This window comes from Gilliamella sp. B3172, from assembly GCF_026536465.1.
GTDB lineage: Bacteria > Pseudomonadota > Gammaproteobacteria > Enterobacterales > Orbaceae > Gilliamella.
In genome coordinates this window covers 85,196-105,756 of sequence record NZ_JAFNOA010000008.1, presented here as the reverse complement: position 1 = coordinate 105,756, position 20,561 = coordinate 85,196, and the positions used below count along the sequence as shown (strand labels likewise).

Below are 20,561 nucleotides of genomic sequence, written 5' to 3'. Positions count from 1 at the left end.
TCGAAAGTTGCAGGTTTTTAGTCCGCAGGTTTCGGACGCTATTAATTTGTCGATATTTTCATTACGGCGTCTGCGTCCGAATTAGGGGGATTTTGTGCGAAATCCCCCTAATAACCCCCTCGCAGCACCGCCCAAAGCGGTCTTCGACTGCCCTCCGCCTTCGTTCGGTTTTGACGCACCGGCGCTGATTTGTTCCTGACAAAGCAGCGCCTCGCCAAACATCCCTGTTTGGCGTGCTAACCTCTCTCAGTTGTCGGTGCTTTGTGAAGGTGCAATCTGGTGCACTTGTATGCTTTTGGGTTATATAACGATTTGGGTTTGTAGATTGTTTAAAAATTCTTAACCTTTTGTTTTTATACTGAAAAGTAGGTATTTCCTGAAACTTTTTGTCAATGCTTTGTGTTTTTGCTTAAACACCTATATTTTCTGAAAGTTTTTGACAAGGATTTTCGTTAATACCAACTTGACTATTATTCTTCTGTTTGGGGAGTTTTGGGTAAGTTAGGTGTTTTAGTATTTTGGGAATGCTGTTGGGATTTATTTAACAAGATTAAAAACTGATTTTTTATTAAAACGTGGGTATTTTCTAAAACTTCTTAACAAAAGCAAATCCATTTGGATTTGCTTTTGTGGTTTATAGTGTGCTTATTAAGCACCAGCACGGTAATTAGGTGGCTCTTTGGTGATGAGAACATCATGTACATGGCTCTCTTTCATACCAGCACCTGTGATGCGATAGAATTTTGATTGAGTGCGTAGGGCTTCTATCGTTGCACAACCGGTTAAGCCCATGCAAGAACGTAATCCGCCCATTTGTTGATGTATGATCTCTTTTAACATGCCTTTATAAGCAATGCGCCCTTCTATCCCTTCTGGTACTAATTTATCGGCTGCATTGTCGGATTGGAAATAGCGGTCAGATGAGCCTTTTGCCATTGCGCCAAGTGATCCCATACCCCGATAAGATTTATAAGCACGACCTTGAAATAGTTCGATCTCGCCCGGTGCTTCTTCAGTGCCGGCAAACATTGAGCCAACCATAACGCACGATGCGCCGGCGGCAATGGCTTTTGCAATATCACCGGAAAAACGGATACCGCCATCGGCAATCACAGGAATATTATATTTTTGAGCCATTTCGACCGCATCCATAATGGCACTTATTTGAGGCACCCCAACACCTGTGACGATACGGGTAGTACAAATTGAACCGGGACCAATACCCACTTTAACCGCACTTACGCCAGCTTCAATTAATGCTTTAGCCCCTTCAGCAGTTGCTACATTGCCCCCGATAATTTGTAAATCAGGGTAAGCTTGTCGAGTTTGACGGATACGCTCTAAGACCCCTTCTGAATGCCCGTGTGAGGAATCAATCAACAACACATCAACCCCTGCTTCAACTAATGCCGCAATTCGCTCTTCATTACCGGCACCAGCACCAACCGCAGCGCCAACACGTAAACGACCTTTTTCGTCTTTACAAGCATTTGGTTTTTGTTCAGCTTTATTATAGTCTTTAACTGTGATCATACCTTTTAAATGGAATTTATCATCCACCACCAGTACTTTTTCAACCCGATGTTCATGCATTTTTTTAAGCACGATTTCACGTTTTTCACCCTCTTTAACCGTAACTAAACGCTCTTTTGGCGTCATAACTGCGGTTACTGGTAAAGAAAGATCGGTAGCAAATCGCACATCACGAGCAGTAATAATCCCGACTAACTCTTGCGACTGCGTAATCACCGGAAAACCGGCAAAGCCATACTCTTTTGCCAGATCGATAACTTGCTTAATGGTTGCAGTTGGAAGAACTGAGACCGGATCTTGCACAATCCCGCTTTCATGTTTTTTAACTCGCCTAACATGATTAGCTTGCGCCTCGATCGGCATATTTTTATGAATAAAACCAATACCACCCTCTTGCGCTAAAGCAATGGCTAAATCAGATTCAGTAACCGTATCCATCGCTGCTGACAGCATCGGAATATTTAATCTAATGGTTTGGGTAAGCTCAGTACTGATATCAGCAGTATTGGGCAAAACAGTTGAATGAGCAGGAACTAATAAAACATCATCGAACGTGAGGGCTTCTTTTACTATACGAGACATGACAATATTCACCATTGAGTTGAATTGTTGATAAAATATTGCCGAAGCATTCTACCTATCTTTCCATTAAAAGACTAGCAAAATTTAGTAATAATGATTGACTCATCACCATTCAACTGAATAAAGCAACTATTTATCGAAAAACAGAACAAATAATCGCTATTAAAAAGACGCATCACCACATCGATAAAAAACCAATAAGGCATTGAGTAAACAAGATCTTTAAGTATAAAATCTCGTCAAGAAGCTTAAGAAAATATAGGAGTATAAGTAGAAAACATAAACCCTTGTCAAAAAGTTTCAGAAAATACCAATGTTTAAGTATAAAAACAAAAGTTTTAGATATTTCAAAAATATCCTAGCCCCCTTATGCAGCCATAAAGGGCTTTAGCGTACTGCAGACTCATACGACTTTTTTCTAAACGGCTTATGCAGCTGTAAAGTAGAATCTCACATACTATAAACATCGTTGATAAAAACACAAAGAGCAATTTTAGATTTAAAAACCCTTTTTTTTAACGCTTTTGTAATATATTGATTTTTAATGGTTTTATTTTTAGTTAAAAAAAGGGGTTATAAACTTTGTATTTTGAACTCCACTACTTTTTTTAAACGGTTTACCATTAACTTTCACAAAAGCAAACAAGTGCACCAGATTGCACCTTCACAAAGCGCCGACAACTGAGAGAGGTTAGCACGCCAAACAGGGATGTTTGGCGAGGCGCTGCTTTGTCCGGAACAAATCAGCGCCGGTGCGTTAAGACCGAACGAAGGCGGAGGGCAGTCGAAGACCGCTTTGGGTGGTGCTGCGAGGGGGTCATTAGGGGGATTTCGCACCAAATCCCCCTAATTCGGACGCTGACACCGAAATGAAAATATCGGCTAATAAATAGCGTCCGAAACCTGCAAACCAAAAAGCTACAACTTTCGATAAAAGAAAAAAATTATCAAGAACTTTCAGAAAATACCCACGTTTCAGTATAAAAGCAAAAAGTTTTAGATATTTCAAAAATATCCTAACCCCCTTGTGTAGCCGTAAAGATGCTAGATAAAGCTTTTGGTAAGGGTTCTGATTTTTAAACGGCTTATGCAGCTTTCAAGGTAATAATCTATTAACACTCAAAATAGCATACTTTCTAAACAGCTTATGCAGCTGTAAAGTCACTTACAGCAGAATAGAATGTTACTCCGTTTTTCTAAACAGCTTATGCAGCTGTAAAGATTATTTAAGTCCATTTATGGATGCATGGGAATTTCTAAACAGCTTATGCAGCTGTAAAGAGATATGACACTCCGTTGATGCTGACAAAGTCTTTCTAAACAGCTTATGCAGCCGTGAAGGGTGTCGAGGGGTTACAACCCAACGAGACATGTTTCTAAACAGCTTATGCAGCCGTGAAGTACCTGATTTTTTTATTCGCTTATCCAGATCATTTCTAAACAGCTTATGCAGCCGTGAAGTGCTAGGCAAAGCGGCAGATATCAAGGTCAAATTTCTAAACAGCTTATGCAGCCGTGAAGGTAGAATTGCTGTTATTTTTACAACTCCATCATTTCTAAACAGCTTATGCAGCCGTGAAGTATTAGCCATCAATTCGTCAACAACAGCATTGTTTCTAAACAGCTTATGCAGCCGTGAAGTGGGCTATAAAAAGACTGTTGTTAAAGCCGAATTTCTAAACAGCTTATGCAGCCGTGAAGACTTTATGTTAAGTGGTATTGTTTTTATTCCTTTTCTAAACAGCTTATGCAGCCGTGAAGCAGGTTGGGCAGAAGCGTCAGTTAGAAAATTATTTCTAAACAGCTTATGCAGCCGTGAAGTAGAATCTCACATACTATAAACATCGTTGATAAAAACATAAAGAGCAATTTTAGATTTAAAAACCCTTTTTTCTAACGCTTTTGCAATATATTGATTTTTAATGGCTTTATTTTTAGCTAAAAAAAAGGGTTTATAAAGTTTGTATTTTGAACTCCACTACTTTTTTAAACGGCTTACCATTACCTTTCTCAAAAGCAAACAAGTGCACCAGATTGCACCTTCACAAAGCGCCGACAACTGAGCGAGGTTAGCACGCCAAACAGGGATGTTTGGCGAGGCGCTGCTTTGTCTGGAACAAATCAGCGCCGGTGCGTTAAGACCGAACGAAGGCGGAGGACAGTCGAAGACCGCTTTGGGTGGTGCTGCGAGGGGGTCATTAGGGGGATTTCGCACCAAATCCCCCTAATTCGGACGCTGACATCGTATTAAAATTATCGACTAATCAACAGCGTCCGAAACTTGCAGACTAGAAAACTGCATTGCTCAGGATGTTAATTCAAATTATTAAATAAGCATCTCAATAATTAAACACCCAACTAATCCGCAAACCGAAATCACCGTTTCTAATAAAGACCATGACTTCATCGTTTCGGTAATGCTTAAATTAAAATACTCTTTAAACAGCCAAAAACCCGGATCATTAACATGTGAAAACACCACACTACCGGCGCCGGTGGCTATTACCATAAGTTCAGGGCTGACGCCACTAGTCGCAATTAACGGAAACACAATCCCGCCAGCAGTTAACGCTGCAACCGTTGCCGATCCCAACGCTAAACGCAGTAATGCCGCAATTAACCATGCCATAATTAACGGTGAAACAGTCGATGAGTGCATCATTTGCTCGATATAAACTTTGACACCACTATCGACCAATACTTGTTTAAAAGCACCGCCACCGCCAATAATTAACAGCATCATGGCGATAATTTTAATCGAATCGACAATTGTTGTATTGATCTCAGCCATGGAGCGTCCACGCAAAAGACCAAATGTGAATACCGCAACTAACACCGATATCAGCGTGGCAATCACCGGATCACCAAAAAACTCAACATAAGGTAAAATGACGTTTCCTTTAGCAAGCGTCATTTCACAAACTGCCCGGATCGACATTAATATCACCGGAATTAATGCCGTAAACACGCTGACACTAAAACTAGGCATTTGTTCGTCGGTAAATTGACGAGAATTGTATAACCCTTCTTCAATAGGATGATTAATGGCTCGAATAAACGGCAATTTTGCCAACATCGGGCCGGCTAAGATAACCGTTGGAATACCAATAATTGTGCCATAAAGTAAGGTGCGCCCCATGTCGGCTTTGAAGATTTCAGCGATCGCCGTTGGCCCCGGATGTGGCGGTAAAAATCCATGGGTGACCGATAACGCAGCCGCCATTGGAATACCAATATAAAGCGGTGAAATGCGCAGCGTAGCGGCAATGGTTAACACTAAAGGTAATAATAAGACAAAACCGACTTCGTAAAAAAGCGCAAAGCCCACGATAAAGCCAGTAAGGGTGACCGCCCATTGAATCTTTTTGTCACCAAAGGTTGCAATAAGCGTGGTTGCGATTCGTTGTGCACCACCACAATCGGCCAAAAGTTTACCGAGCATGGCGCCAAATCCCATAATCAACGCCAGGCTACCTAACGTTCCCCCTACGCCATTTTTTATGGATTTGACCACTTCCATTACCGGCATCCCTTCGAGCACACCAACACTCAGTGCAACCAAAATTAATGCAATAAAACCATTAAGGCGAAGTGGGAGCATTAAAATAAGTAATAGTGCCACTCCAATGGCAATAATAATTAACGGCATATTTTATTCCTCTAAAATAACAATGCTATGTTTTAGGTAACAGCGTGATGATTAAGATAGCGTTTAGTTAACCAATATTTAACCGTTTAATTAACCTTTTGCATATCATTAATGCGTTTTTAACTTGCGCTATTGTGATTGAACAGTTAAAAAACGCATGTTATCGGTAACTTTGGCGATTATAGAGGAAATTAAGAAAAATTTTAGAAAAAAACATTAAAATGAGAATTAGATCACACTTTTAACATTATTCTGATTTTTGCGCCATTAAGATGTAATTTACATCAACATTCGATCCCAACTTAAATTGGTTGCTCAGTAAATGGTACTCCATACCAATGATATCTTTAACCGTTAATCCCGCCTGCTCTACCCAAAGCATTAATTCAGACGGACGAATAAATCGATTAAAATCATGGGTACCTTTCGGCACTAATCGGGCTAAATATTCAGCACCATAAATCATCAGCAATTTAGCTTTATTGTTACGATTAATGGTGGATAAAAAGAGTTTGCCATGCGGTTTAAGTAATTTGGCGCAGGCATCGATAATTGATGCAGGATCGGGCACATGTTCAAGCATCTCCATACAAGTGATAATGTCATAGCTTGCGCTGTAGTGCTCAGCATGCGCTTCAACCGTCTGTTTTAAATAATCAATAGTTAATCCATTTTGCTCAGCATGCACTTTGGCAACATTTAAAGACTCATCAGCCAGATCGATAGCGGTGACCTGTGCGCCCAACTTAGCTAGGCTTTCCGACAAGATGCCACCACCACACCCCACATCTAATACCTTTTTACCATTGAGCGACTGGCATTGTTGCAGTAAATAATCAACACGTAATGGATTAATGATATGCAAAGGTTTACATTGCCCATTTGGATCCCACCATTGCGCGGCTAATTGTGAAAATTTATTGATTTCGTTTATATCGATATTTTGTGACATGTTTGGCGTTAATAAAGTTTGAAAACTGGATTTTACTATATGCTAACTACGATTGATTATCAATAAAATCGCAAACATTGACATCGTTTTATCGACAAAAAAATCTTCTTAATCTTATAGGTTAAATGGTGTACAATTTAGCATTAAAAAATAAACAATAATTGATAAAGCGGGTATCAATAAAAGGAATTGGAAGAATGTTTATCACGCTAAAATCCGATCGACGTATGTTAATGAAAATAGCGAAAATACCATTTTTAGGGGACGCTGTTTTGATGTCAATTGCGACATTTCCATTCTTTGTTTTAATGGTAGTCAATGCATTTTTAGCGCTCGGCTATGAAAATCTTGAAAAGAGTAAAATGTACGTGGTATTCGGTATTTATAACATCATTTTGACTTTCTTTTTTAAAATCAGAATCAGCATTTTCTTTTGCCCATGCTGGTTCTTTTTTACCTTTTACGGTTTATTAAATATTCTCAAAACGCTCCAATAGACCATCTGCTACATTTTAATATTGAGTTACATTTCAGCTAAATTTTTAAACAACTAAAATTCATCGCTATAATGATTTCTTGTGAATAGCCTAATTTCATGGCATGATTAAAAGTTTTTAATTAATACATAATTTAACTAAACGCAAATTAAACTATTTAATAAGAATCAAAGGAAAATTCATGAGTACAGGTACTATGAAGAAAAGTCACTCACAGTGGAGCTCACGCATGGGATTCATGCTTGCAGCGGCAGGCTCTGCGGTGGGGTTAGGTAATATTTGGAAATTTCCCTATATGGCAGGTCAAATGGGTGGTTCAGCTTTTGTACTCACCTATTTACTTTTCATGTTTATTATTGGCATGCCTATTTTAGTGTTAGAATGGCTCATCGGTCGTCGAGGGCAAAAAAACCCAATCCATACTATGGAAGATGTTGCGGTTTCTGAAGGTCATTCAAAATCTTGGCGTTGGGTTGGTATAATTGGCGTTCTCGGTTCATTTTTAATTTTATCATTCTACAGTGTAATTGGTGGTTGGGCGACTGACTATATTGTGTTAGCAGCAAAAGGCACTTTTGAAGGCGTCAATGGCAAAACAACAGCGCTGATATTCGATAACTTCAAAGCTGATGTCGGTAGCCTTTTAACATGGCATACAGTATTTATGTTTGCGACCGCCTTTATCGTCGCCTTAGGCGTTGGTGCCGGCTTAGAACGTGGCTGTAAACTAATGATGCCAGGCTTAGGTATTTTACTGTTAGTACTCGTGGGTTATGCTATCTATGCTAGTGGTCATGCATTTTATAAAGCGTGTGACTTCCTGTTTACCCCTAACTGGTCGGCCTTAAACGGCACCGCAATTTTAGCGGCCTTAGGCCATGCATTTTTCAGCTTATCACTAGGTATGGGCATTATGATGGCGTATGGTTCTTATCTTGGTAAAGATGTCGATTTATTATCAACAGCCCGAACAGTGGTGATACTCGATGTCGTTGTTGCGGTATTATCCGGAATAGCCATCTTCCCATTGGTTTTTGCCAACGGTTTAGAGCCTGCCGCTGGTCCAGGTCTTATCTTCGTTACACTACCGATCGCCTTTGGTAATATGATTGGCGGCACCGTTTTAGGTATTTTATTCTTTATCTTTTTAACCTTTGCGGCGTTAACCTCTTCGATTTCACTACTTGAACCAACGGTCGAATTATTGGAAGAAAAAACCCATATGGGACGCAAAACGGCAACCATTGTCATCAGTATCCTGATTTGGGCGCTGGGTATTGCTTGTATCCTATCATTTAATAAATGGGCTGATGTGAAATTCTTTGATAAAAACATTTTTGATTCACTTGATTACCTCACCAGTAAAATCATGTTACCTATTACCGGTTTAGGTACGGTGATTTTTGGTGCTTATATGATGAAACAAAAACGCATTCAAGAAGAGTTAAACTTAACTAATTTCTGGTTTAAAATTTGGCGAGTGTTAACCTCAATTGTTATCCCTATCGCAATTGTTGCTATTCTTGTTTTTGGATTACAACATTAATCAGATCTGAACACAATATTAAAAGCCTTGTACTTTACAAGGCTTTTTTTATACCGGCGGTTTAACAAAAAAACATCAACCAGTTAACAATATTGATTTACCGCTATTGAAAACATTCATTTTATTCCCATATAACAATACAACAATAAATCAAATCATTATATCAATGTTAATCATTTAACATAGCTTACGGCGAGTAAGATTGTCTTTTTGTTGTCACAATCTATTTTCGCCTAATTGTTATTTGAGACTATTAATTTTAATTGAGGTACTAGTTAATGAGTAAGCAAGGAACAGAAACACGAGGCTTTCAATCCGAAGTTAAACAGATTCTCCATTTAATGATTCACTCTTTATATTCCAATAAAGAGATTTTTTTAAGAGAATTAATATCTAATGCATCGGATGCGGCTGACAAACTACGTTTTAAAGCGCTGGAAAACCCAAACCTTTATGCCGGTGATGCTGATCTCGGTGTTCGAATTTGGACAAATCAAGAGGCCGGCACCTTAACCATTTCTGACAATGGTATCGGGATGACCCGTGATGAAGTCATCGAAAATCTAGGCACCATTGCCAAATCAGGCACCAAAGCATTTTTAGAATCTATCGGCAGTGATCAAGCCAAAGACAGCCAATTAATCGGTCAATTTGGGGTTGGCTTTTACTCCGCCTTTATTGTGGCTGATAAAGTGACTGTAAAAACCCGCGCTGCAACCGCACAAGCTGATGAAGCAGTGATGTGGGAGTCTACCGGTGAAGGCGAATATACCCTATCTGATACCACTAAAGACACTCGTGGTACAGAGATCACCTTACATTTAAAAGCTGATGAAAAAGAGTTTTTAGAAGATTGGCGTTTACGCTCAATTATCAGTAAATATTCTGATCACATCTCATTATCTGTCGAAGTTCAAACGACCGATGAAGAGAGCAAAGAAGTAAAATGGGAAAAAGTCAATAAAGCGCAAGCGCTTTGGACACGTAGCAAATCAGAAATTACCGATGATGAATATAAAGAGTTTTATAAACACTTGTCACACGATTTTGCCGATCCACTAAGTTGGAGCCACAACCGTGTAGAAGGTAAACAAGAATATACCAGCTTACTTTATATACCGGCAAATGCACCATGGGACATGTGGAATCGAGATAATAAACACGGATTAAAACTTTATGTGCAACGTGTTTTCATTATGGATGATGCTGAACAATTTATGCCTAATTACTTACGTTTTGTGAAAGGCTTAATTGATTCAAATGATCTACCATTAAACGTATCACGTGAAATATTGCAAGATAACAAAGTTACGCAAAGTTTACGTAATGCCTGTACCAAACGTGTATTACAAATGCTAGAAAAATTAGCTAAAGACGACCAGGAACAGTATCAAAAATTCTGGGGTGAATTTGGCTTAGTGTTAAAAGAAGGTACCGGTGAAGACTTCACCAACCGTGAAGCAATTGCTAAATTATTACGTTTTGCCTCAACCCATAACGACAGCGATGCGCAAACAGTCAGTTTAGAGAACTACATCAGCCGCATGCAAGACGGTCAAGACAAGATTTACTATATTACCGCTGACAGCTACGGCGCAGCAAAAAATAGTCCTCATCTTGAATTATTCAACAAAAAAGGCATTGAAGTATTACTGCTTTCTGATCGTGTTGATGAGTGGATGATGAGTCATTTAACTGAATTTGACGGAAAACAATTCCAATCAATCAGTAAATCAGACGAATCTATCGAAAAACTTGCTGATCAAAATAGTGAAGATCAAAAAGAAGTTGAAAAAGAGTTAGCGCCATTTATCGAACGGGTTAAAAACGTTTTAGGTAATAAAGTTAAAGAGGTGAAATTAACCCACCGCTTAACCAATACCCCAGCCATTGTGACCACAAGTGCTGATGAAATGTCGACTCAAATGGCAAAATTACTTGCCTCAGCCGGCCAAAAAGCACCTGAGATCAACTACACGTTTGAAATTAATCCTGATCATAAATTGGTGAAACGAATTGCCGACACGCAAGATGAAACAGCGTTTAATGATTGGATCGAACTATTGTTAGATCAAGCACTACTGGCCGAAAAAGGTTCACTAAATGATCCAAGTAAATTTATTCAAACGATGAATAAACTCCTTGCGCAATAATCTTTGCAAATATCAGCCCGATACCGTTAACGGTATCGGGTTTTTTGTTAGCTTTTTTTTGAAATAAGCAACAAAATTTCACTAAAAATATGACACCTATCACATTTTTTCAATTTTTTACTTCCTATTTTTTGCTCACTATACATAATACCGATATAGAAAAAACAAGCAGCAGTGTATGAAAGTTCATAAAATTCTTAATAATAATGTCGTTGTTACGTTAGATGCGAAGGGTAATGAACTCATCGTTACCGGTCGTGGCGTGGGTTTTAAAAAGCGAGAAGGCGACTTAATTGATAGTGATTTGATTGAAAAACAGTTCTCATTAACCAATAACGAAACCCTCCCCCGATTTGCTGAATTACTTTCTGAAATTCCCATTGAAATATTAACAACAACTGAAGTGATTATTAATCATGCAAAGCAGTTATTAGAAGGCAAACTGCAAGATAGTATCTATATTTCACTCACCGATCATATCCATTTTGCCATAGAACGACATAAACAAGGGTTTGATATCCCAAATAGTTTTTTATGGGAAACCAAAAAACTCTATCCCAAAGAGTTTCAAATCGGTTTATATGCATTATCAGTGATAAAACAACGATTAAATGTCGATTTACCGGAAGACGAAGCCGGCTTTATCACCTTTCATATTATCAATGCGCAGCTCAATGACACCATGCCCAACATTGTTAAAATGACCAAAATCATGCGTGAAATTTTAAACATTGTAAAATATCACTTTCAGTTTGAGTATGATGAAGATTGTCTGTCCTATCAGCGGTTTATCACTCATTTGAAATTCTTTTCACATCGCATACTGAGCCAAACCGAACACCCCGAACAAGACGCCTCGCTATATGAATTAATTCGAAAAAAATATGAACAAGCTTACCAATGCACTAAACAAATTGATCTGCATTTAATCCAACACTATTCACATCCCCTTAGCGATGACGAAAGTTTATATCTAACCATTCATATCGAAAGACTGCGCAACGAATTAAAAAAAACATAATGTGATATAAATCACAATTTCCAAAACACAATATCGGAATTAATACCTAGGTCGCAAAATTTATGTTAGCCTAAATACATCAGTTTTTGGATTGTTATTGCAAAATAGAATGATTCTACTTTGCAAGCAAAACCTAGCTTCCTTGAATAAAAGGGAGCTAGGTTTTTTTTTGCATAAAAATAAGGATAAGGTATGAAAAACAGAGCACTTGCCGAATCAATCATTAACCAAATCGGTGGCAAAGACAATATTATCAGTCTGGTACACTGCGCTACCCGGCTAAGATTTGTCTTAAAAGATGAAAGCCTGGCCGATGCTGATACATTAAAAAAACAAAACGGCATTATAACGGTTGTTCAAAGTGGCGGACAATTTCAAGTTGTGATTGGCAATAACGTTGCAGATGTATTTAATGACATTATGCAACTGACCAACTTAAACGACAAAAATAATGAGCAAGCTTCCTCAAAACAAAAAACAGGACTATTTTCTAAACTAATCGATTTAGTATCGGGGATCTTTATTCCGGTGCTGGTAGTATTAGTTGCCGGCGGGATATTAAAAGGTCTATTATCGGTTTTGCTTATCAGCAATATCGTGCAGGAAAATACCTCAACGTATCAATTTTTATTTGCAATAAGTGACGCCCCTTTATATTACCTACCGATTATTTTAGGATTTTCGGCGGTGAAAAAATTTGGTGGTAACCCTTACGTGGGTATGGCAATTGGTGGCGCACTTATCCACCCAACCATAGCCAGCATGATGCCGGCAGGGGAATTTTCCCTTAGTACCGAATTATTTTCAATTCCAATTGAACTTATTCCGTATGCCTCATCAGTCTTTCCAATTATTTTAGCGGCATGGTTCTATTCGCTATTAGAGCGCATTTTTAACAAAATCATGCATGACTCGTTTAAAAAATTTATTGCGCCACTACTGGGTATTATCATCACTGTGCCATTAACCTTTGCAGTCATTGGACCTTTGGTGACTTACGTCAGTAATCTTATTGCCGACGGCATTATCTTTGTTTATGGACTGAACTCGATTATAGCCTCAATGATTTTAGCCGCCATTTGGCAAGTCATGGTGATTTTTGGTATTCATTGGGGACTGGTTCCGTTTGCCTTAAATAACCTTGCGGTTTATCAAGAAGATTTTATGTTACCAATCTTATTCCCAGCAGTATTTGCCCAAGTCGGTGCTGTGTTAGCGGTGATGTTACGTGCCAAAGACAAACAATTTAAAGCATTAGCCAGCTCTTCGGTCTTATCGGGCATCTTTGGTGTGACTGAGCCGGCTATTTACGGGGTTAACCTGCCGTTAAAAAGACCATTTATCATCGGTTGTTTATGCGCAGTTGTCGGTGGCGGCATTGTCGGTTACTACCACAGTGTGATTTACTCCTTTAGTTTTATTAATATCTTTTCATTCTTACAACTGATCCCTAAAACTGGCATTAATGAGCAATTTTATGCCGTGGTCATTGGTTGTGTGCTGTCATTTACTTTAGCCTTAATTGTGACCTATCTATCTGGTATTCCTAAAGATAAATCGATCTTACAAGATGCAAATAGTGAGAATGAAAACACAGATAATGCGCACGCTAATAACACCAGTCAACACAGCCATGCACAAGCGAGCGCCAATGCAACCACCATTTTTAGCCCGTTAACCGGCAACATTTTGCCTTTAAGCGAAGTGAACGATCCAACCTTTGCCGGCGAATTAATGGGTAAAGGTATCGCAATAGAGCCAACAGTTGGACAAGCGCTTGCCCCGGACGATGGTGAAGTCGTTTCGCTATTTAGAACTAAACACGCTATAGGTTTACAAACCCAAAATGGCGCTGAAATATTGATTCATATTGGTATTGATACCGTTAAATTAGACGGTCAACATTTTCAATCGCATGTCCAAGCAGGTGATAAAGTCAAAAAAGGTGATCTATTAGTCAGCTTCGATATTGAGGCCATAAAAAAAGCCGGATTTGCCATGACTACACCAATCATTATTACCAACACAGATAATTATCAAGATATCTTTTGCATGACAGAGCAAAGCAACATTGAAAGTGGTGACGCATTACTAGCATTAATCGCAAATAAGGAGTAAAACATGTCAACAACGTTTCCTAACGATTTTCTTTGGGGGGGCGCAATTGCCGCCAATCAAGTGGAAGGTGCTTATCGTCAAGACGGTAAAGGTCTATCAACGTCCGACTGTACACCAAACGGCTTATTTGGCGAAATAATCGATCGCAATCAGCATCAGATCAACAGCATAAAAGATACAGCGATTGATTTTTATCATCGCTATCCGGAAGATATAGCGCTATTTGCTGAAATGGGCTTTAGCTGCTTACGAGTATCTATTGCATGGACGAGAATATTCCCTAACGGTGATGAACAACAGCCAAATGAACAAGGTTTAGCTTTTTATGACAAATTATTTGACGAAATGGCTAAACATAACATCCAACCATTAGTCACACTATCGCATTATGAAATGCCTTATCACTTAGTCACACAATATGGTGGTTGGGGTAATCGGCAAGTGATTGAATTTTTCACCCATTATGCCAAAGTTGTATTTGAACGCTATAAAGAGAAAGTCAAATACTGGTTAACCTTCAACGAAATCAACATGTCATTGCACGAACCGTTTACCGGCGTGGGCTTAGATCGTAACAGCAGTAAACAGCAAATCTATCAAGCCATTCATCATCAACTGGTGGCCAGTGGACAGGCGGTAAAATTGTGTCATCAAATCATACCGGATGCCAAAATCGGTAACATGTTATTAGGCGCTGTCGCCTACCCTCTTACCCCGAAACCTGAAGATGTATGGGCAGCTCATCAAGAAAACCACGGCTGGCTATTTTTTGGTGATGTTCAAGTCCGTGGTTACTATCCAACCTACATGCATCGTTACTTTAAACAAAACAGTATTGAGTTAACCATTACTGAGCAAGATGCTCAAGATCTCAAAAACACTGTCGATTTTGTCTCATTTAGCTATTACATGAGTTGCTGTGCAACGGCTGATCCGTCGCTTAAAACCAAAGGTAATATTTTAGATATGGTACCGAATCCTTATCTAAAAGCATCTGAATGGGGTTGGCAGATCGATCCTGTCGGCATTCGCTATCTATTAAATATGCTCTATGAACGTTATCAAAAACCGCTCTTTATTGTGGAAAACGGATTAGGCGCAAAAGACAAATTAGAAACCGACGGCACTATAAACGATGATTATCGTATTAACTATATGAACGATCATTTAGTTCAAATCCGTGAAGCTATTGAAGACGGTGTCGAGGTCATGGGTTACACCAGTTGGGGACCTATTGATCTAATTAGTGCATCTAAAGCCGAAGTGACAAAACGTTACGGCTTTATTTATGTGGATCTTAACCAAGACGGCACCGGATCTTTAAAACGATATAAGAAAAGAAGTTTTTACTGGTACAAATCGGTCATTGCATCAAAAGGAGCGGTACTAAAATAAAACTAGCCCGATAGCCTAAGTTATGGGCTATCGGCTTACCAATCTTTTTCGCATCAAGCGCAAAGGATCGAAAAATTAAACCGGATGAATAAATTGTTATGGAACAACAAACCGAAAGCCGATCGATAGCTGCTTTAAATAACGCCAAAAGGCGAAATACCAGCGACTTGCAGATTATCAGAAGCTTGAAAGTACAGACAAAGATTAGGAAGTCGCATCATCCGGTTATTTACCAGCAATGGGCAAATGCAGCAAGTTTAGCGCCGATGATCTCACTCGATCATAGCGACTAAAAAACGTTGCATTAAACACTCGTTAACATGAGGCAAGAACAGACAAAAAACAGGTAAACACATCGCACGAATCAATTTTATCTTGAATGATGACTGCACTTAGCAGATAACACCTTAATCCTAACTTAAGGAGTTAGCCCTCTCACAAGTTGGCATTTAGGTTTATTTTAGGAAACAAGGACAAAGGATATGACGACAAAACTGAAATACCTACCACTGGCACTTCTAAGCCTACTGAGTTGTTCAGTACTGGCCAATGACGTAAGTTCATCAGCCGGTATGTTCGATAATCACTTTTTTAACGATAGCAAGCTCGATTTTTCCACCCGTAATCATTGGAAATACTTAAAAGAGAACGCATCCCAACCCAAAGAAGTTCACAGCGCTTGGGGGCAAGCATTTACCCTCAATTATAAATCGGGATACCTATTTGATACCCTAGGTTTTGATGTCACTTATGACAATGTGATAAAACTTGGCGCAAGTGACTACTTTGCCACCCGTAATTTACTGTATAACGACGGCAAAGGCTACAGTAAACATAACGCCCACGGATTTAATAAATTCACCCAGCGCTATATCAAAATCAAACTGGGAAATGACAACATCAAATTCAACGGTAAAGTTGGCTGGCAAAGTTTAAAAGATCTGGGCATTATCAGCTCATCCCAACATTTAACTCGTAACAGCTACCTCGGTTACAGTGGGATTTTTAACGTTGACAAGCTCGCTTTCTCATTTGCTCGGATTAACAGTGCCTTTCCCCGTGAATCAGCCCAAAAACTGCATTTTATGAGTAATGATCGCAAAAGTGTCATCGACCATATCTCAACGGCTGAAATCGCTTATCAAGATAGCACCACAAAAATCGACTACTCATATGGTGTCGCTAAAGACTATTTAAGACGTCATGCTATTGAGCTAACTTACAAGCCAACCAACAAATTAACCTTAGGCTCGCAGTTATACGGTAGTTATGCTTTAAAAAATTATGATGCCATGTCAAAAAGCAAAAAAGAGTTTGAAGATCACGCATGGCACTATGCCGCCGATGCCCAATGGAAAGAAGATGCTTGGAGCGTCAAACTTGGTCTGGCTTATACCGATGCCAACAAACATAATGCAATTGGCTTTTACGGTCGACATCTAGGCAAAAATACCCGTGGACGCTTTAACGGGCTTGCCGCCGCCGGCGCTGATTATATGCGAGATGGCGAACTGGTATTATCAGCGGTATTAGGTTACGACTTTGTGCAAGATAATACTACCGGTTTGTATATGAACTACGGCAGATTTAACTATAAACACCAAACCCTAAAAAACGGTGAAATTAACGTCTTTAATATCTTTAAACCGACCAGCGGCACTTTCAAAAACTTATCAATTTTAGCTAAAGCAGGTTATGGCTGGTCATACAAAACAATCAGCAGTTCTGATGTCACCCCAAAACTCAGAGACGGCAAAGCACAACGCTCACCAACGCTATCGGCTGAAACCGTGATTGATTATCGATTTAATTTATTTTAAGAAAAGGATGAAAGTATGAAAAAAATTATCAAACTTATCAGTATTGTCGTTGTGGCAGCCTCTTTAGCATCGCAAGCCTTTGCGCAAGAGGTCAACTTATATTTTACTCGTCATGGTAAAACAATGTTTAACAACGTACATCGTGCTCAAGGTTGGTCTGACACACCATTAACCAAACCGGGGATCGAAGTAGCACAGCAACTTGGACGCGGATTAGGCGATATGAAATTTATTGCAGTTTACTCAAGCGATCTAGGACGAGCAAGACAAACTGCCCGCATCATATTAGAAACCAAAGGCGATCCGATAAACATAAACGAAATGGAAGCACTACGAGAAACCTGTTTTGGTGACTTCGAAGGCGATCTCGATCCCAATATGTGGACGCCCGCTGCTCAGCATTTAGGCTACGAATCGGATAAAGCGTTAATGGAAGATTTTGGTAAAGGAAAAATCACCTTAAACAAAATGATGGATGCCATTGCAGCAGTTGAAAAATCCGGCGAAGCGGAAAATTACAATAAAGTCAAAACACGTATGCAAACCGCATTAAAAGCTATTGCAAAACAAGCACAAGCGCAAGGCGGTGGTAACGTATTAGTTGTGACTCATGGCATGGCGATCATGGCAATGGTCGAAGAGATGCAAGACCAACCGATTACCGCCGGATTAGGTAACGCCAGTGTGACTAAAATTCGCTACACCGACGACGGTAAATTTATCGTAGAAAGTTTAGGCGACATGAGCTACGTAGAAAAAGGCAAAACCTTAAGCAAGTAAAAAGTACAATAACCAATGGCTCACACCAGTGAGTCATTGACTTATCAGCCAAAACCGCCGAACTATCACCACCAATAAAATCGCAGACCGCATACTTTTCTTATTGCACTCATATTATGCTGGATAATAATAGCGTTTATTGATTATTGTTCTGCTGGCAGTTATAGCGATAGCGTTAATCAAATAATCAAAATAAAAAGATATCAAACACCAATAATCTTCTTTCATAAAAAATAAAAAACAAACCACCTTAATCTTAAGATCAGGCTATAATAGCTTGCCAACAGCTAATCTAGATAACAAGGAAAGATCATGTACTACTCGACCAACTACACCTCACCAATGGGCAACATCACCCTAGCTAGTCATCAAAATAAATTAGTTGGTGTATGGATTGAAGGACAAAAATATTTTGGCGATATGGCAGTAAAAAAGTGGCAAGAACAAGCAAATTTAGCGATCTTTAATCAAACCAAACATTGGTTAGATGACTATTTTGCCGGCAAAAACCCCGCTATCAACCAATTACCACTAGCCCCAAAAGGCACCCCGTTTCGCTATTTAGTTTGGGATATCTTATGTAAAATCCCTTATGGACAACTTATCACCTATGGCGACATAGCCAAACAAATCGCATCAGCGCTAAATAAACAACAGATGTCCAGCCAAGCGGTTGGTGGCGCAGTCGGACACAACCCAATCTCAATCATCATCCCCTGCCACCGAGTGATAGGAACAAACGGCAACCTAACCGGCTATGCAGGCGGCATCGATAAAAAAATAAAATTACTGCAAATTGAAGGCGTAGACACCAGCAACCTAACCCTACCCCGACAACCAAACACCCCATAAAAATAAAACCACACAAACTAACCGGCACAACACCAAAACCAAAACTTTATCGCAAAGCCACAACCAGCGATAAAGTTAACCAACCCAAAATCACCAAAACAACCACGATACCAAAAAACCGCAACTTTCAATTAAAGTATAAAACCTTGTCAAAAACTTTCAGAAAACACCCACGTTTCAGTATAAAAACAAAAGTTTTAAATATTTCAAAAATATTCTAACCCCCCTTATGCAGCCATGAAGTTTGTTCGCATGCGTACATTTTTTATTTTTGGTTTCTAAACAGCTTATGCAGCCGTGAAGTTGGACTTGATGCGCTGTCAGATGCGGTGGTTTTTCTAAACGGCTTATGCAGCCGTGAAGGCAGCATTTGCTGAAGAAGTTGCCGAGTCAACTTTCTAAACGGCTTATGCAGCCATGAAGATCAATTCAATCCATGTATCTTGTAATCTGCTTTTCTAAACGGCTTATGCAGCCGTGAAGCACTATTTGAAACACCGTTAATTGTGATTGTTTTTCTAAACGGCTTATGCAGCCGTGAAGATAAAAACCTGTAAAAAAAGCCCTCGTATGAGTTTCTAAACGGCTTATGCAGCCGTGAAGTAGAATCTCACATACTATAAACATCGTTTATAAAAACATAAAGGTCAATTTTAGGCTTAAAAACCCTTTTTTCTAACGATTTTGCAATATATTGATTTTTAATGGTTTTATTTTTAGTTAAAAAAAAGGGTTTATAAAGTTAGTACTTTAAACTCCACTACTATTTTTAAACCGCTTACCATTACCTTCCACAAAAACAAACAAATGCACCAACCCGCACCTTCACAAAGCGCCGACAACTGAGCGAGGTTAGCACGCCAAACAAGGATGTTTGGCGAGGCGCTGCTTTGTCCGGAACAAATCAGCGCCGGTGCGTTAAAACCGAACGAAGGCGGAGGGCAGTCGAAGACCGCTTTGGGTGGTGCTGCGAGGGGGTTATTAGGGGGATTTCGCACAAAATCCCCCTAATTCGGACGCTGACATCGTATTGAAATTATCGACTAATCAACAGCGTCCGAAACCTACAAACCAAAAACCCGAAACTTTCAATTAAAGTATAAAACCTTGTAAAGAAGTTTCAGAAAATATAGGTGTTTAAGCAAAAAACACAAACCGTTGACAAGAACTTTCAGAAAACACCCACGTTTCAGTATAAAAACAAAAGTTTTAGATATTTCAAAAATATTCTAAACCCCCTTATGCAGCCGTGGAGAAATACTGCCGTTTCAGTCCTTTAAATTCGGGTTTCTAAACGACTTATGCAGCCGTGAAGGCGTTATGCGTAGTGAGACAGGAGCAGCAAAATTTCTAAACGGCTTATGCAGCCGTGAAGTATTGGGATTTTATTGTAACTTGCTTACCGTCTTTCTAAACGGCTTATGCAGCCGTGAAGCCTTTTTTTGTATCTTAGTTTTGTCATTCGGATTTCTAAACGGCTTATGCAGCCGTGAAGTAGAATCTTATATACTATAAACATCGTTTATAAAAACACAAAGAGCAATTTTAAGTTTAAAAACCCTTTTTTCTAACACTTTTGCAATATATTGATTTTTAATGTTTTTATTTTTAGCTAAAAAAAAGGGTTTAAAAAGTTTGTATTTTGAACTCCATTACTTTTTTC

General features: G+C 39.2%; 16 protein-coding genes and 2 CRISPR repeat arrays. Of the genes, 12 read left to right on the top strand and 4 right to left on the bottom strand.

Going from position 1 to position 20,561, the window contains the following annotated elements; all coding sequences use genetic code 11:
* Positions 1–81: 81 nt before the first annotated feature.
* Both J3U37_RS09655 and guaB read right to left on the bottom strand, forming a co-directional pair.
* Complete coding sequence (locus J3U37_RS09655) at positions 82–222, bottom strand: hypothetical protein (protein WP_267374613.1); 141 nt, start codon at positions 220–222, stop codon at positions 82–84.
* 426 nt (positions 223–648) lie between these two features.
* Positions 649–2,115, bottom strand: coding sequence for an IMP dehydrogenase (guaB, locus tag J3U37_RS09650; protein WP_267374611.1), 1,467 nt, complete (start codon positions 2,113–2,115; stop codon positions 649–651).
* A 709-nt stretch (positions 2,116–2,824) separates the two neighbouring features.
* Between guaB and J3U37_RS09645 the strand changes: the two genes are divergently transcribed.
* Both J3U37_RS09645 and J3U37_RS09640 read left to right on the top strand, forming a co-directional pair.
* The gene (locus J3U37_RS09645) at positions 2,825–2,965 is read left to right on the top strand and encodes a hypothetical protein (protein ID WP_267374608.1); all 141 of its coding nucleotides are present in this window, start codon (positions 2,825–2,827) and stop codon (positions 2,963–2,965) included.
* A 223-nt stretch (positions 2,966–3,188) separates the two neighbouring features.
* Positions 3,189–3,936: direct repeats of the CRISPR family, unit length 28 nt; unit sequence TTTCTAAACAGCTTATGCAGCCGTGAAG.
* A 266-nt stretch (positions 3,937–4,202) separates the two neighbouring features.
* Positions 4,203–4,343 (top strand): hypothetical protein, encoded by a 141-nt coding sequence (locus J3U37_RS09640; protein ID WP_267374605.1) that lies wholly within the window; start codon positions 4,203–4,205, stop codon positions 4,341–4,343.
* Positions 4,344–4,441: 98 nt separating this feature from the next.
* Here the strand turns inward: J3U37_RS09640 and gntT are convergent, their stop codons facing one another.
* Both gntT and ubiG read right to left on the bottom strand, forming a co-directional pair.
* Positions 4,442–5,764: a gluconate transporter gene (gene gntT / locus J3U37_RS09635; protein WP_267374603.1), complete on the bottom strand. Its 1,323-nt coding sequence runs from the start codon at positions 5,762–5,764 to the stop codon at positions 4,442–4,444.
* A gap of 247 nt (positions 5,765–6,011) precedes the next feature.
* A complete protein-coding gene (gene ubiG / locus J3U37_RS09630) occupies positions 6,012–6,716 on the bottom strand; it encodes a bifunctional 2-polyprenyl-6-hydroxyphenol methylase/3-demethylubiquinol 3-O-methyltransferase UbiG (RefSeq protein ID WP_267374601.1) in 705 nt (234 codons plus the stop codon).
* 678 nt (positions 6,717–7,394) lie between these two features.
* Between ubiG and J3U37_RS09625 the strand changes: the two genes are divergently transcribed.
* The 10 genes from J3U37_RS09625 to J3U37_RS09580 all read left to right on the top strand — a co-directional run bounded on the left by J3U37_RS09625 (position 7,395) and on the right by J3U37_RS09580 (position 19,909).
* Positions 7,395–8,759: a sodium-dependent transporter gene (locus J3U37_RS09625; RefSeq protein ID WP_267374599.1), complete on the top strand. Its 1,365-nt coding sequence runs from the start codon at positions 7,395–7,397 to the stop codon at positions 8,757–8,759.
* Positions 8,760–9,037: 278 nt separating this feature from the next.
* Entirely contained in the window at positions 9,038–10,912 is a 1,875-nt protein-coding gene (gene htpG / locus J3U37_RS09620) for a molecular chaperone HtpG (protein WP_267374597.1), read from the top strand.
* A gap of 178 nt (positions 10,913–11,090) precedes the next feature.
* A complete protein-coding gene (gene licT / locus J3U37_RS09615; RefSeq protein WP_220217571.1) occupies positions 11,091–11,933 on the top strand; it encodes a BglG family transcription antiterminator LicT in 843 nt (280 codons plus the stop codon).
* 192 nt (positions 11,934–12,125) lie between these two features.
* A complete protein-coding gene (locus J3U37_RS09610; RefSeq protein ID WP_267374594.1) occupies positions 12,126–14,051 on the top strand; it encodes a beta-glucoside-specific PTS transporter subunit IIABC in 1,926 nt (641 codons plus the stop codon).
* A 3-nt stretch (positions 14,052–14,054) separates the two neighbouring features.
* Complete coding sequence (locus J3U37_RS09605) at positions 14,055–15,446, top strand: glycoside hydrolase family 1 protein (RefSeq protein WP_267374591.1); 1,392 nt, start codon at positions 14,055–14,057, stop codon at positions 15,444–15,446.
* A 98-nt stretch (positions 15,447–15,544) separates the two neighbouring features.
* Positions 15,545–15,739, top strand: a complete 195-nt coding sequence (locus J3U37_RS09600) for a hypothetical protein (RefSeq protein WP_267328997.1) — start codon at positions 15,545–15,547, stop codon at positions 15,737–15,739.
* Positions 15,740–15,928: 189 nt separating this feature from the next.
* On the top strand, positions 15,929–17,266 hold the full coding sequence (locus J3U37_RS09595) for an OprD family outer membrane porin (RefSeq protein ID WP_267374588.1): 1,338 nt from the start codon (positions 15,929–15,931) through the stop codon (positions 17,264–17,266).
* A gap of 15 nt (positions 17,267–17,281) precedes the next feature.
* The gene (locus J3U37_RS09590; RefSeq protein WP_220217576.1) at positions 17,282–18,046 is read left to right on the top strand and encodes a histidine phosphatase family protein; all 765 of its coding nucleotides are present in this window, start codon (positions 17,282–17,284) and stop codon (positions 18,044–18,046) included.
* A gap of 312 nt (positions 18,047–18,358) precedes the next feature.
* Positions 18,359–18,898, top strand: a complete 540-nt coding sequence (locus J3U37_RS09585; protein ID WP_267374586.1) for a methylated-DNA--[protein]-cysteine S-methyltransferase — start codon at positions 18,359–18,361, stop codon at positions 18,896–18,898.
* 275 nt (positions 18,899–19,173) lie between these two features.
* A CRISPR array of direct repeats spans positions 19,174–19,501; the repeat unit is 28 nt; unit sequence TTTCTAAACGGCTTATGCAGCCGTGAAG.
* A gap of 267 nt (positions 19,502–19,768) precedes the next feature.
* The gene (locus tag J3U37_RS09580; protein ID WP_267374584.1) at positions 19,769–19,909 is read left to right on the top strand and encodes a hypothetical protein; all 141 of its coding nucleotides are present in this window, start codon (positions 19,769–19,771) and stop codon (positions 19,907–19,909) included.
* Positions 19,910–20,561 lie beyond the last annotated feature (652 nt).

Bases quoted from the DNA above. Each gene is read 5' to 3' on its own strand.
- J3U37_RS09655 (WP_267374613.1), bottom strand. From the start codon at position 222: ATGTTTGGCGAGGCGCTGCTTTGTCAGGAACAAATCAGCGCCGGTGCG.
- guaB (WP_267374611.1), bottom strand. From the start codon at position 2,115: ATGTCTCGTATAGTAAAAGAAGCCCTCACGTTCGATGATGTTTTATTA.
- J3U37_RS09645 (WP_267374608.1), top strand. From the start codon at position 2,825: ATGTTTGGCGAGGCGCTGCTTTGTCCGGAACAAATCAGCGCCGGTGCG.
- J3U37_RS09640 (WP_267374605.1), top strand. From the start codon at position 4,203: ATGTTTGGCGAGGCGCTGCTTTGTCTGGAACAAATCAGCGCCGGTGCG.
- gntT (WP_267374603.1), bottom strand. From the start codon at position 5,764: ATGCCGTTAATTATTATTGCCATTGGAGTGGCACTATTACTTATTTTA.
- ubiG (WP_267374601.1), bottom strand. From the start codon at position 6,716: ATGTCACAAAATATCGATATAAACGAAATCAATAAATTTTCACAATTA.
- J3U37_RS09625 (WP_267374599.1), top strand. From the start codon at position 7,395: ATGAGTACAGGTACTATGAAGAAAAGTCACTCACAGTGGAGCTCACGC.
- htpG (WP_267374597.1), top strand. From the start codon at position 9,038: ATGAGTAAGCAAGGAACAGAAACACGAGGCTTTCAATCCGAAGTTAAA.
- licT (WP_220217571.1), top strand. From the start codon at position 11,091: ATGAAAGTTCATAAAATTCTTAATAATAATGTCGTTGTTACGTTAGAT.
- J3U37_RS09610 (WP_267374594.1), top strand. From the start codon at position 12,126: ATGAAAAACAGAGCACTTGCCGAATCAATCATTAACCAAATCGGTGGC.
- J3U37_RS09605 (WP_267374591.1), top strand. From the start codon at position 14,055: ATGTCAACAACGTTTCCTAACGATTTTCTTTGGGGGGGCGCAATTGCC.
- J3U37_RS09600 (WP_267328997.1), top strand. From the start codon at position 15,545: ATGGAACAACAAACCGAAAGCCGATCGATAGCTGCTTTAAATAACGCC.
- J3U37_RS09595 (WP_267374588.1), top strand. From the start codon at position 15,929: ATGACGACAAAACTGAAATACCTACCACTGGCACTTCTAAGCCTACTG.
- J3U37_RS09590 (WP_220217576.1), top strand. From the start codon at position 17,282: ATGAAAAAAATTATCAAACTTATCAGTATTGTCGTTGTGGCAGCCTCT.
- J3U37_RS09585 (WP_267374586.1), top strand. From the start codon at position 18,359: ATGTACTACTCGACCAACTACACCTCACCAATGGGCAACATCACCCTA.
- J3U37_RS09580 (WP_267374584.1), top strand. From the start codon at position 19,769: ATGTTTGGCGAGGCGCTGCTTTGTCCGGAACAAATCAGCGCCGGTGCG.